The organism is Variovorax sp. R-27, from assembly GCF_049913215.1.
GTDB lineage: Bacteria > Pseudomonadota > Gammaproteobacteria > Burkholderiales > Burkholderiaceae_C > Variovorax.
Map to the genome: position 1 here is coordinate 1,593,932 of NZ_CP183984.1, position 12,155 is coordinate 1,606,086.

13 protein-coding genes are annotated in these 12,155 nt (G+C 67.2%); 1 reads left to right on the forward strand and 12 read right to left on the reverse strand.

What is annotated here, in order from left to right; translation table 11 throughout:
* Positions 1–23: 23 nt before the first annotated feature.
* From ACN9MV_RS07130 to ACN9MV_RS07185, 12 genes are all read right to left on the reverse strand, one after another.
* Positions 24–755 carry an ABC transporter ATP-binding protein gene (locus ACN9MV_RS07130; protein ID WP_093048821.1) on the reverse strand — a complete coding sequence of 244 codons (732 nt, stop codon included), beginning with the start codon at positions 753–755 and terminating at the stop codon, positions 24–26.
* The gene (locus ACN9MV_RS07135) at positions 752–2,668 is read right to left on the reverse strand and encodes an ABC transporter permease subunit (RefSeq protein ID WP_426391700.1); all 1,917 of its coding nucleotides are present in this window, start codon (positions 2,666–2,668) and stop codon (positions 752–754) included. The genes ACN9MV_RS07130 and ACN9MV_RS07135 overlap by 4 nt, the downstream gene beginning before the upstream one ends.
* Complete coding sequence (locus tag ACN9MV_RS07140; protein WP_426391701.1) at positions 2,665–3,693, reverse strand: branched-chain amino acid ABC transporter permease; 1,029 nt, start codon at positions 3,691–3,693, stop codon at positions 2,665–2,667. The genes ACN9MV_RS07135 and ACN9MV_RS07140 overlap by 4 nt, the downstream gene beginning before the upstream one ends.
* A 142-nt stretch (positions 3,694–3,835) precedes the next feature.
* The gene (locus ACN9MV_RS07145; RefSeq protein WP_093075793.1) at positions 3,836–4,984 is read right to left on the reverse strand and encodes an ABC transporter substrate-binding protein; all 1,149 of its coding nucleotides are present in this window, start codon (positions 4,982–4,984) and stop codon (positions 3,836–3,838) included.
* A 37-nt stretch (positions 4,985–5,021) separates the two neighbouring features.
* The gene (gene paaE, locus ACN9MV_RS07150) at positions 5,022–6,107 is read right to left on the reverse strand and encodes a 1,2-phenylacetyl-CoA epoxidase subunit PaaE (protein ID WP_093048832.1); all 1,086 of its coding nucleotides are present in this window, start codon (positions 6,105–6,107) and stop codon (positions 5,022–5,024) included.
* 15 nt (positions 6,108–6,122) lie between these two features.
* The gene (paaD, locus tag ACN9MV_RS07155; RefSeq protein ID WP_426391702.1) at positions 6,123–6,641 is read right to left on the reverse strand and encodes a 1,2-phenylacetyl-CoA epoxidase subunit PaaD; all 519 of its coding nucleotides are present in this window, start codon (positions 6,639–6,641) and stop codon (positions 6,123–6,125) included.
* Positions 6,642–6,655: 14 nt separating this feature from the next.
* Positions 6,656–7,435: a 1,2-phenylacetyl-CoA epoxidase subunit PaaC gene (paaC, locus tag ACN9MV_RS07160; RefSeq protein WP_426391703.1), complete on the reverse strand. Its 780-nt coding sequence runs from the start codon at positions 7,433–7,435 to the stop codon at positions 6,656–6,658.
* 14 nt (positions 7,436–7,449) lie between these two features.
* Positions 7,450–7,746 (reverse strand): 1,2-phenylacetyl-CoA epoxidase subunit PaaB, encoded by a 297-nt coding sequence (gene paaB / locus ACN9MV_RS07165; protein ID WP_081265691.1) that lies wholly within the window; start codon positions 7,744–7,746, stop codon positions 7,450–7,452.
* Positions 7,743–8,753 (reverse strand): 1,2-phenylacetyl-CoA epoxidase subunit PaaA, encoded by a 1,011-nt coding sequence (gene paaA / locus ACN9MV_RS07170; protein WP_093075788.1) that lies wholly within the window; start codon positions 8,751–8,753, stop codon positions 7,743–7,745. The genes paaB and paaA overlap by 4 nt, the downstream gene beginning before the upstream one ends.
* Before the next feature lie 34 nt (positions 8,754–8,787).
* Positions 8,788–10,098, reverse strand: coding sequence for a phenylacetate--CoA ligase PaaK (paaK, locus tag ACN9MV_RS07175; RefSeq protein WP_354337387.1), 1,311 nt, complete (start codon positions 10,096–10,098; stop codon positions 8,788–8,790).
* Positions 10,099–10,111: 13 nt separating this feature from the next.
* Positions 10,112–10,567: a hydroxyphenylacetyl-CoA thioesterase PaaI gene (paaI, locus tag ACN9MV_RS07180; RefSeq protein WP_426391704.1), complete on the reverse strand. Its 456-nt coding sequence runs from the start codon at positions 10,565–10,567 to the stop codon at positions 10,112–10,114.
* A gap of 3 nt (positions 10,568–10,570) precedes the next feature.
* A complete protein-coding gene (locus tag ACN9MV_RS07185; RefSeq protein WP_426391705.1) occupies positions 10,571–11,374 on the reverse strand; it encodes an enoyl-CoA hydratase-related protein in 804 nt (267 codons plus the stop codon).
* A gap of 151 nt (positions 11,375–11,525) precedes the next feature.
* Here ACN9MV_RS07185 and ACN9MV_RS07190 point away from each other — a divergent pair, with 151 nt between their 5' ends.
* Positions 11,526–12,128: a phenylacetic acid degradation protein PaaY gene (locus ACN9MV_RS07190; RefSeq protein WP_426391706.1), complete on the forward strand. Its 603-nt coding sequence runs from the start codon at positions 11,526–11,528 to the stop codon at positions 12,126–12,128.
* Positions 12,129–12,155 lie beyond the last annotated feature (27 nt).

Here is a 12,155-nt window from a genome sequence, read left to right on the forward strand (position 1 = left end):
ATGGCGCCGGGTCGAAGACTGGGTCAGTCCTTCTTGCCGATGCCCAGGTAGGTGTCGATGATTCGTTGGTCGTGCAGCAGGTCACGCGCCTTGCCTTCGAGCGCCACGGCGCCCATTTCGAGCACATAGGCGCGGTCGGCCACCTGCAGCGCGGCGCGCGCGTTCTGCTCCACCAGCAGCACCGACACGCCATGGCTGCGCAGCTGCGACACCACGCGCAGCACTTCGCGCACCACCAGCGGTGCAAGGCCGAGCGAGGGTTCGTCGAGCATCAGCAGGCGGGGCCGCGCCATCAGCGCGCGGCCGATGGCCAGCATCTGGCGTTCGCCGCCCGAGAGCGTCGATGCCATCTGCGGACGGCGTTCGCGCAGGCGCGGGAAGATCTCGAAGATCTCGTCCATGCGCGCACGCTGGTCGCGCTTGCCCTTGCGCCACTGGTAGAAGCCGCCGAGCAGCAGGTTGTCTTCGACCGACATCTCGCCGAACAGCTCGCGCCGCTCGGGCACCAGCGCCACGCCGCGCGCCACCATCGTCTCGACGCCGGGGCGGGCGATGCGCTCGCCGCCCAGCGAGAGCCGGCCGGTGGACTGCAGCAGGCCCATGGCAGCGCACAGCAGCGTGGTCTTGCCGGCGCCGTTGGGGCCGATCACGGTGACGATCTCGCCTTCGTTCACCTGCAGGCGCACGCTGTGCACCGCCTCCACGGTGCGGTAGGCAACGCAGAAGTCCTCGAGTTGAAGCAGAGGGTGGCTCATCGTGCGTCTTCCAGCAGTTCGTCGTCAGCGCCGCCCAGATAGGCTTCGAGCACGCGCGGGTTGGCCTGCACTTCGGCGGGCGTGCCGGTGGCGATGACGGTGCCGAATTCGAGCACCGTGATGCGGTCGGCGAGATTCATCACGAACTCCATGTCGTGCTCCACCACGAGGATGCCGAGGCCCTCAGCGCGCAGCTGGCTCAGCAGCACCGAGAGGGCGCGTTTTTCAAGATGGCGCAGGCCGGCCGCGGGTTCGTCGAGCAGCAGCACCGAAGGCTGGCCGGCGAGCGCACGGGCGATTTCGACCACGCGCTGCTGTCCCAAAGAAAGCGATGCGGCGGGCGTGTCGGCATGTGGGCCTAGGCCGCAGCGTTCGATCTGCTTGCGGGCTTCGGCCATCAGCGCGGCTTCTTCGGCGCGGTCCAGCCGCAGCATTGCCGCGAGCCAGCCGCGCTTTGCGCGCAGGTGGGCGCCGAGCGCGACGTTCTCGACCACGCTGCGCTGCCCCAGCAGGCGCACGTGCTGGAAGGTTCGGCCCAGGCCGAGTGCGGCGAAGGCGCGCGACGGCTTCGTTGCCATCGATTGGCCCGCCAGCCTCACCTCGCCCGAGGTGGGATCGTCCACGCCCGAGATCATGTTGAAGAAGGTGCTCTTGCCAGCGCCGTTCGGGCCGATCAGCGCGTGGATCTCGCCGGCCTTGAGCGTCATCGAGATCGAGTTGTTGGCGACGAGGCCGCCGAAACGCTTGCTCACGTCGCTGGCTTGCAGCAGCAGTTCGCCACTGGGTGGCAGGGCGCGTTGTGCGAGCTGCACGGTAGAGGGAGTCTTGGCGAGCGCTGCTGCTGCGGCGGCCTTGCCCGCCGAGTCATCGCGCACCCAGCGGCGCACGATGCGCGCCAGCGTGGGCCACAGGCCATCGGAGAAGCGCTGCAGCACGAAGAGCATCAGCAGACCGAACACGATCACTTCGAAGTTGCCGCTGCTGCCGAGCAACGCGGGCAGGATGTCCTGCAGCTTTTCCTTCAGCAGTGTGATCAGCGTTGCGCCCAGCACCGCGCCCCACAGATGGCCCGCGCCACCGACCACCGCCATGAACAGCAGCTCGATGCCGATGTTCAGGTTGAAGGGCGTCGGGTTCACGAAGCGCTGCAGGTGCGCGTAGAGCCAGCCCGACACCGCTGCGAGCAGCGCGGCCAGCACGAACAGCTTGATGCGGTGGCGCGCTGTATCCACACCCATCGACTCGGCCATGAGCCGCCCGCCCTTGAGCGCGCGGATGGCGCGGCCTTCGCGCGAATCGAGCAGGTTGTGCAGCGCCCAGAGCGCGAGCAGCAGCGCCGCCCAGATCACCACGCCCAGCATGCGCGGCGTGGCCAGCGACACGCCGGCCACCACCAGCGGCGGCACGCCGGTAATGCCGGTCTGGCCGCCCAGGAAGTCCATGTTGCCCAGCAGGTAGTACAGGCTCAGGCCCCAGGCGATGGTGCACAGCGGCAGGTAGTGGCCTTGCAGCTTGAGCGTGACCGAACCCAGCGCCCATGCGAGTGCGAAGGTGAACACAAGCCCGAGCAGCAGGCCCGCCCATGGCAGCAGCGCCGGGCTGACCGCGCCGCCCAGCCACGCGGCGGCGGTAGGCGACGTGCAGATCCACGCCGTGGCATACGCGCCCATGCCCACGAAGGCGGCCTGGCCGAAAGAGGTCATGCCGCCCACGCCGGTCAGCATGACCAGCCCGGCAGCGACCAGCGCATACAGGCCGATGTTGCTGAGCACCGAGACGGTGAATTCGGGCAGGAAGCCCCAGGCCAGTGCCAGCAGCACCACGCACACCAGCGTGAGCTGGCGCGGCGTGATCAGCGGCTTGCCTTCGGGTTGTGCGGGCACGGCAATGTTGTTCGAAGAAGACGCGCTCATTCTTCGTCCTCCACATGATGGCTGTTGAGCGAACGCCACCACAGCACGGGAATGATCAGGGTGAAGACCAGCACTTCCTTGAACGGGCTGGCCCAGAAAGAGGCGAACGATTCGAGCTGGCCGACCAGCAGCGCGCCGGCCAGTGCCAGCGGATAGCTCGCGAGCCCGCCGACGATGGCGGCGACGAAGCCCTTCAGGCCGATCAGGAAGCCGGTGTCGTAATACACCGTGGTGATCGGCGCGATCAGCAGGCCCGAGATGGCGCCGATGAGCGCCGCGAGCGCGAAGCTCAGGTCGCCCGACAGTTCGGTCGGAATGCCCGACAGCCGTGCACCTACGCGGTTGATGGCGGTGGCGCGCAGCGCCTTGCCCACCATCGAGCGGCCGAAGAACAGGAACATGGCAATCACCAGCAGCAGCGTCACGCCCACCACCACCAGCGATTGCCCGCTGACCGGAATGCCGCCGATGTCGAAGCGAGCCTCGGAGAACGGCGTGGTGCGCGAACCCTCGGCGCCGAAGAACAGCAGGCCCAGGCCGACCAGCACGCCGTGCAGCGCGACCGAGACGATCAGCAGCATCAGCACGTTGGCATCCGCCAGTGGCCGGTAGGCCAGGCGATAGAGCAGCGGGCCGAGCGGCATGATGAGCAGCAGCGTGGCGAGCGTCTGGCCCGCCATCGAGGTCGGCTTGAGCAGCAGCACCAGCGCGGCCGCAGCCGCCGGCAGCACCACGCACCAAGCGAGCGCAGAGGCCCAGTCGACCACCGCGCCGCGCCTCCAGCGCCAGAACTCCACCAGCAGCACCGCGACAGCCAGCACCAGCAGAAGCCACAGCGTGGCCGGCACGCGGCCGGCCTGCAGCATCGCCATGGAGAGCGCCCCGAAGGCGACGAACTCGCCCTGGGGAATGAAGATGACGCGCGTGACTGAAAACACCAGCACCAGCGCGAGCGCCATCAAACCGTAGACGGCACCGTTGACGATGCCGTCCTGCCCCAGCAAAAGGGCGATCTGCGAATCCATATAACAACAGCCTTCGGGCGGCGCCCGTTAGTCAGATCGGGAACACCGAGGAACCGGCTTTGCCGGGCCTCCGGTGTTGCCCCCGGTAGGGGGTAGGAGAAGCGACACGAAGTGCGCGAAGCCTGGGGGCGAGCCCAGTTGATCAGGGCTGGTATTTCCAGGCGCCGTTTTCGATCTTCACCATCACGCGGGCGCGTTGGTCCAGGCCCAGGTGGTCCTTCTCGGTCATGTTGAAAACGCCATGTGCGCCCGACACTTCCTTGGTCTGCTCCAGCGCATCGCGCAGTGCGGCGCGGAACTCGGGCGTGCCAGGCTGTGCCTTCTTCAGCGCGACCGGCACGGCCGAGCTCATCAGCAGGCCGGCGTCCCAGGCGTGCGCGCCGAAGGTCGACACCGTGCCCTTGCCGTAGGCGGCTTCGTAGGCAGTCACATAGGTCATGGCCGACTTCTTCACCGGGTTGCTGGCGGGCAGCTGGTCGGCCACGAGCACCGGGCCGGCCGGTAGGAAGGTGCCTTCCACGTCCTTGCCGCCGACGCGCAGGAAGTCGGCGTTCGCCACGCCGTGCGTCTGGTACATCTTGCCGGTGTAGCCGCGCTCCTTGAGCGCCTTCTGCGGCAGCGCGGCCGGCGTGCCCGCACCCGCGACCAGCACGGCGTCAGCCTTCGAGGCCATCATCTTCAGCACCTGACCCGTGACCGAGGTGTCGGTGCGCGCATAGCGTTCGTTGGCGACCACGGTGATCTTCTTCAGCGCGGCGGCCTTGGCGAATTCTTCAGACCAGCCTTCGCCGTAGGCGTCGGCAAAGCCGATGAAGGCGACGGTCTTCACGCCGTTGGAGGCCATGTGCTCGGCAATGGCGAGCGACATCATGATGTCGTTCTGCGGCGTCTTGAACACCCAGCGCTTCTTGGCGTCCACCGGCTCGACGATGCGGGCCGAGGCGGCCACCGAGATCATCGGCACCTTGGCCTCGCTGACCACGTCGATCATGGCGAGCGAGGTGGGCGTGGTGGAAGAGCCCAGCACGATGTCGACCTTGTTCTCGGTGATGAGCTTGCGCGTGTTGGCCACGGCTGCGGTGGTGTCCGATGCGTCGTCGAGCACGATGTAGTTGATCTTCTGGCCTCCGAGAGTCTTGGGCATCAGCGAGATGGTGTTCTTCTCGGGGATGCCGAGCGAGGCGGCAGGGCCGGTGGCCGAGACCGTCACGCCGACAGTGACGTCGGCCCACGATGCGGCGGCGGTGGCGCACAGCGCGGCGATCAGCAGGGGCTTGAAGAAGAATTTCATTTGGTCTTGTCTCCGGGTTGAAAAAAACGTTGAAGTGCTAGCGCTCGTCGAATGAGAGCGTTACTCGTTCGGTCAGGGGGTGGGCCTGGCAGGTCAGGATGAATCCCGCGGCTACTTCATTCTTGTCGAGCGCGAAGTTTCTTTCCATGCGGACTTCCCCGTCAACGCACTTTGCGCGGCAGGTGCCGCACACGCCCGAGGTGCACGAGAAGGGCACTTCAAGGCCCGCAGCCGATGCCGCGTCGAGGATGCTGGGTTGCCCTTCGGTGTAGGTGATCTCGCGCTGCAGGCCGTCGCGCACGATGACGATGCGCGCCTGCTTGGCGTCTCCGGGCTGCGCCTCGTGCACCACCGCGCCCACCTGGGTGGCCGAGGGGAGGGCGACGCCGAAGCGTTCGATGTGGATGCGGTCTTCGGGCACGCCGGCTGCCAGCAGCGCGGCCTCGGCTTCGTCGTTCATCTGGAACGGGCCGCACACGTAAACGTGGTCGATCTGCGCAGCCGGCACCACGCTCTTGAGGAACTCGCCGATCTTCTCGCGGTTCATCACGCCGAAGCCCAGCGGCGAATCGGTGTGCTCGTCGGAGAACACATGCTGCAGCACGAGGCGCGTCATGTAGCGGTTCTTCAGGTCCTCGATTTCTTCCTTGAACATCGTGGACTGGAGCTGGCGGTTGCCGTAGATCAGCGTGAAGCGGCTCGCGGGCTCCCGGGCCAGCACCGTCTTCATGATTGACAGGATGGGCGTGATGCCGCTGCCGCCCGCAATGCCCACGTGATGGCGAGCCGAAGCCGGCTCGATGGGCACGAAGAAGCGGCCTTGCGGCGCCATCACCTGCAGGGTGTCGCCGGGCTGCAGGCTGGCGTTGATCCAGTTGGAGAACACGCCACCGCGCACCTTGCGCACGCCGACGCGCAGCTCGCCGTCGTCGAGGCCGGCACAGATCGAATAGGAGCGGCGCAGGTCCTGGCCGTCGATGTCGTGGCGCAGGGTGAGGTACTGGCCCTGCGTGAAGCCGAAGACTTGCTGCAGGTCGCCCGGCACTTCGAACGAGACGATGACGGCCTCGGCCGTATCGGGCTCGATGGCCTTCACGCGCAAGGGGTGGAAGAGGGTGCTCATCGCTTGGGGCGCTTTTTAGATTGGCTTGAAATGTTCGAAAGGCTCGCGGCAGGCCATGCAGCGATAGAGCGCCTTGCAGGCGGTCGAGCCGAAGGCCGAAAGGCGTTCGGTACGCTCGCTCGCGCAGCGCGGGCAGGCGATGCGTTCGCCTGCGATGCGGCCGAAGAGCTTGATCGGCATTGCGGTTTTGGCCGCGGCTTCGGGTGTGAGGTGGGCCGGTGGCGCGATGCCGTAGGCCTTGAGCTTGGCGCGGCCTTCGTCGCTGATCCAGTCGCTGCTCCAGGCGGGGGCGCGGCGCAGGGTGGCGCGGGCGTGGCCGAGGCCGGCCTGCTCGATCGCGGCCAGCACGTCGTGCTCGATGGCTTCGGTCGCGGGGCAGCCGGAGTACGTTGGCGTGAGCACGATCTCCAGGCCGTCGTCGTGCTCGATCACATCGCGCACGATGCCGAGGTCGCAGACCGACACGGCCGGCACCTCGGGGTCGAGCACGGTGTGCAGCACGGCCCACGCGGCATCGACGCGCGAGGCTGCCATGAGGTCGGCCGTGGTCACCACACGCCCCCGGGGTAGCTGCGCTGCAGGTGCTGCATCTCCGCGAGGATGTAGCCCATGTGCTCGCTGTGCACGCCGCGCTTGCCGTTGCTGCGGAAAGCGGCTTCCTTCGGCATGGCGAGGCCGGCCGCGTCGAGCACCTGCTGCATCTCGTCGAGCCAAGGGTCGCGCAACTCGCTCCACGCCGGGCCGAGGCCGCTGGCGCTGGCTTCGGCATCCACCGCATCGCTTTCGAACAGCTCGGGCATGTAGAGCCACAGCTGCTTCAGCGCTTTTTCAGTGCGTTGGCGCGATTCGTCGGTGCCGTCGCCCAGGCGCACCACCCAGTCGCCCGAGTGCTGCTGGTGGTAGCGCGCTTCCTTCACGGCCTTGCCGGCGATGGCGGCCACTTCGGCGTCGTTCGATGCGGCGAGGCGCTGCCACAGCAGCTTGAGCAGCGTCGAAACCATCGTGTTGCGCACGACGGCAAACGCGAAGTCACCACGCGGCAGTTCGGCGATGGTGAGGTTGAAGTAGTCGCGCTCGTCGCGCAGGTAGGCCAGCTGGTCTTCGTCGTGCTCGCGGCCGGCTCCTTCGAGCTTGCCGGCGTGCGTGAGCAGCGCGCGCGCCTGGCCGACGAGGTCGAGCGCGATGTTGGCCATCGCGATGTCTTCCTCCAGCACGGGCGCGTGGCCGCACCATTCACCCAGGCGCTGCGCGAGCACCAGGCAGGTGTCGCCGATGCGCAGCAGGTACTGCACGGCGGGCGTGCGGTTCAGTTCGATCGATGCTTGCATGGTCCTGGCCTTGCTCACATGTGGTCGACCGACTTGGGCAGCGCGTAGAAGGTCGGGTGGCGGTACACCTTGTCTTCAGCCGGGTCGAAGAACATGTCCTTGTCGCCCGGGTCGCTGGCCACGATCTGCTCGGAGCGCACCACCCAGATGCTGCTGCCTTCCTGGCGGCGGGTGTACACGTCGCGCGCCATCTGGATCGCCATCTTCGAATCGGCCGCGTGCAGACTGCCGCAGTGCTTGTGGTCGAGGCCTGCCTTGCTGCGCACGAACACTTCCCACAGGGGCCACTCTTGTTTCTGTTCGACGGTCATGCCGCCTCCTTCATTGGTTGCTTGTTGGCGTGGGCCATCGCGGCTTCGCGTACCCATGCGCCGTCTTCCCAGGCGTCGACGCGGGCCTGCAGGCGTTCGCGGTTGCAGGGGCCGTCGCCGCCGATCACGCGCCAGAACTCGCTCCAGTCGATGGCGCCGAAGTCGTGCGCCTGGCGCTCTTCGTTCCACTTCAGGTCGGGGTCGGGCAGGGTCACGCCGAGGATGGCGGCCTGCTCGACGGCGGCGTCGATGAACTTCTGGCGCAGCTCGTCGTTGCTGAAGCGCTTGATGCCCCAGCGCATCGATTGCGCGCTGTTGGGCGACTGGTCGTCCGGCGGGCCGAACATCATGATCGACGGCCACCACCAGCGGTCGACCGCGTCCTGCACCATCGCCTTCTGTGCGTCGGTGCCGTGGGTCATCATGGTAAGCAGGGCTTCGTAGCCCTGGCGCTGGTGAAAGCTCTCCTCGCGGCAGATGCGGATCATGGCGCGGGCGTACGGCGCGTACGAGCAGCGGCAGATGGGCACCTGGTTCATGATGGCAGCGCCATCGACCAGCCACCCGATGGTGCCCATGTCGGCCCAGGTCAGCGTGGGGTAGTTGAAGATCGAGCTGTACTTGGCCTTGCCGCTGTGCAGCGCGTCGAACATCTGGTCGCGCGAGGTGCCCAGCGTTTCGGCGGCGGCATACAGGTAGAGGCCGTGGCCGCCTTCGTCCTGCACCTTGGCCAGCAGGATGGCCTTGCGCTTGAGCGTGGGAGCGCGGCTGATCCAGTTGCCTTCGGGCAGCATGCCGACGATTTCGGAGTGCGCGTGCTGGCTGATCTGGCGCACCAGCGTCTTGCGGTAGTGCTCGGGCATCCAGTCTTTTGCCTCGATGAAGTCGCCAGCATCGATGTGCGCGTCGAAGCGCTCTTCGAGCCGCATTTCCTCGGCGGAGCGCACGACCTTCTGCTTGCCGTCGCCTGCGTCCTTGCCCATGGTGTCCATTGCCTGGGTGTACATGTGCGTGTCCTTTCGGTGGGGTGTGAGGGGCGGCTCAGCGCGGGCGCGTGTCGATCACGCGGCGTGCCTTGCCGGTCTGGGTGCGTTCCATCTCGTTGGGCGCGTGAACCACCACGCGCGTGGAAATGCCGATGAGCGTCTTCACGCGGTGCTGCACCCATTCGCCGATGGCGGTGCGGTCCGCCGAGGCGGCGTCGGCGGGGTTGAGCTCGCAGTGCACCTCGACCTGGTCGAGCTTGTCGGCGCGGCTCACGTGCACCTGGTAGAGGCCCGACAGCGCCTTGTGCGCGAGCACGATTTCTTCGACCTGCGTGGGGAAGACGTTGACGCCGCGGATGATCATCATGTCGTCGCTGCGCCCGACGATCTTGCCCATGCGGCGGAACGAACGCGAGGTGGGCGGCAGCAGGCGCGTGAGGTCGCGCGTGCGGTAGCGCACGATGGGCATGGCCTCTTTGCTCAGCGAGGTGAAGACCAGTTCGCCTTCTTCGCCGTCGGCCTTCAGCTCGCCGGTCTCGGGGTCGATGATCTCGGGGTAGAAGTGGTCTTCCCAGATGACGGGGCCATCTTTGCTCTCGACGCATTCGCTGGCCACGCCGGGGCCCATCACTTCGCTCAGGCCGTAGATGTCGACGGCGTCGATGCCGGCCTTGGCCTCGATGTCGCGGCGCATGGCTTCAGTCCATGGCTCGGCGCCGAAGATGCCGACCTTCAGCGAGCTGTCTTTGGCGTCGAGGCCCTGGCGCTCGAACTGCTCGATGATCACCTGCATGTAGCTGGGCGTGACCATGATGATGTTCGGCTTGAAGTCCTGGATGATCTGCACCTGCTTCTCGGTCTGGCCGCCCGACATCGGGATGACGGTGCAGCCCGCGCGCTCGGCGCCGTAGTGCGCGCCGAGGCCGCCGGTGAAGAGGCCGTAGCCGTACGACACGTGCACCATGTCGCCGGGCCGCCCGCCCGCCGCGCGGATGGAGCGGGCCACGAGGTTGGCCCAGGTGTCGATGTCCTTCAGCGTGTAGCCGACCACGGTCGGCTTGCCGGTGGTGCCCGACGACGCATGGATGCGCGCGACGTTTTCGCGCGGCACGGCGAACATGCCGAAGGGGTAGTTGTCGCGCAGGTCGCTCTTTACTGTGAACGGAAACTTCGACAGGTCGGCGAGCGACTTCAGGTCGTCGGGGTGCACGCCCTTGGCATCGAAGGCCTTGCGGTAGTGCGGCACGTTGTCGTAGGCGCGCTGCAGCGTGGCGCGCAGGCGGGTGAGCTGCAGCGCGGCGATCTCGTCGCGGCTGGCGGTTTCGATGGGGTCGAGGTCGCCGGGGGCGGGGTGCTTCACGGTCATGTCTGTTGTCTCCTCAGGCGGCAGCGGCGTTCGGGACGGCGGGGCGGCCCTTGGCTGTGTAGGAACGGCCGCGGAACATCGCGATGCGCTCGCCGAGCTGGTTGATGATTTCGGTGTCGTACAGGCCGGTGCGGCCGGCCTTGGACACTTCGTGGCAGCGCGCGGTGAGCAGGTCGCCCTCGCGCGCCGGGGCGATGAAGTCGATGGCAAAGCCCGAGGCCACGGTCAGCTCGTTGTACGAGTTGCAGGCAAAGGCGAAGGTCGAGTCGGCCAGCGTGGCCATGAAGCCGCCGTGGCAGATGGCGTGGCCGTTGAGCATGTCGGCGCGCACGCGCATCTCGATGGTGGCCTGGCCGGGGCCGACCTCGACGATGCGCATGCCCAGGCCCTTGCTGGCGTTGTCGTTCTCGAACATGCCGTCGCGGACGTACTCGGCCGTCTGCTGGGGTGTGCGGGTGGTGTCGGTCATGGCTCAGCGATCCTTGAACACGGGGGCGCGCTTGGCGCGGAAGGCTTCGACGCCTTCGCGGTAGTCGTTGGCGTTGCCCATGTCGCGCTGGAGGCGGGCTTCTTCGGCGAGTGCCGTGTCGAGGTCCATGTCTTGCGCGGCGGCCATGGCCTGGCGCGTGGCGACGAGGGCGCGGGTCGGCATGCCGGCCAGCTTCAGTGCGAGCGCCGCCGTGGTTTCAGTCAGCGCCGCGTCGTCCACGCATTGCCAGATCAGGCCGATGCGAGCGGCTTCTTCCGCCGGCAGCTTGTCGCCCAGCAGCGCGATGCCGAGTGCGCGAGCCGAACCCACGAGGCGCGGCAGCAGCCAGGTGCCACCGGTGTCGGGCACGAGGCCGATCTTGGTGAAGGCCTGGATGAAGCTGGCCGAGCGGGCCGCCACCACGAGGTCGCAACACAGCGCGAGATTGGCGCCTGCTCCGGCCGCAACACCGTTGACAGCTGCGATCACCGGCACCGGCATCGAGCGCAGGCGCGCGACCAGCGGGGCGTAGTAAGTGGAGATGACGTGGCCCAGGTCCTTGGGCGCAGCGCCGGGTGTCGGATCGGGGGCGACCGAAGGGTCGGCCAGGTCCTGCCCTGCGCAGAAGGCACGGCCTGCGCCCGTGAGCACCACGACGCGCACGCTTTCGTCTTGAGCCGCCAGTTCCAGCGCCGCCATGAGTTCGGCGTGCAGCTGCGTCGTGAAGCTGTTGAGCGCCGCGGGGCGGTTGAGGCTCAACGTGCGCACGGCGCCGGCGTTGCCGGTGAGTACCAAAGGCTCAGTCATCGCGTGTCTCTTTCATCCTTTGTGGGAGCGGATCGGAGTGCAAACACTATTGACCGACCGTTCGGTTGATTTTAGTATCGAGCCTGCTACCGGCACAAGCGGGAGCTATTCAGGGCAAACCCTGAGTCCCGCGAAAAACAAAGGAGACCGAATGCCCAGCTATTCCATCGACGGCGTAATTCCGGTCGTCGACCCGAGCGCGTACGTGCACCCCACTGCCGTGCTGATCGGCGACGTGATCGTCGGCCCGAACTGTTATGTAGGCCCCTGCGCCAGCCTGCGCGGCGACTTCGGCCGCATCGTGCTGGAGGAGGGCTCGAACGTGCAGGACCACTGCTGTGTGCACGGCTTTCCCGACAACGACACGGTGATCGAGGTCAACGGCCACATCGGCCATGGCGCGATCCTGCACAGCTGCATCGTGCGGCGCGACGCGCTGGTGGGCATGAACGCTGTGGTGATGGACGAGGCCGAGATCGGCGAGAAGGCCATCGTCGCGGCCTGTGCCTTCGTGCCGGCCGGCATGAAGGTGCCGGCGCGCTCCCTGGTCGCGGGCATTCCGGCAAAGGTGAAGCGCGAGCTGAGCGAGGACGAGATCGCATGGAAGCTCGAAGGCACGCAGACCTATCAGGAGCTCACGGTGCGCAGCCTCGCGAGCCTGCATGAGGTGGCGCCGCTCGCGCAGGTCGAGGCAGAGCGTCCGCGCCTGCCGGCCACCGAGGTGCGTTCGCTCATTGCCACCAAGCGGGGCTGACCCCATTCGCGCTTCGTGCAAGATCGC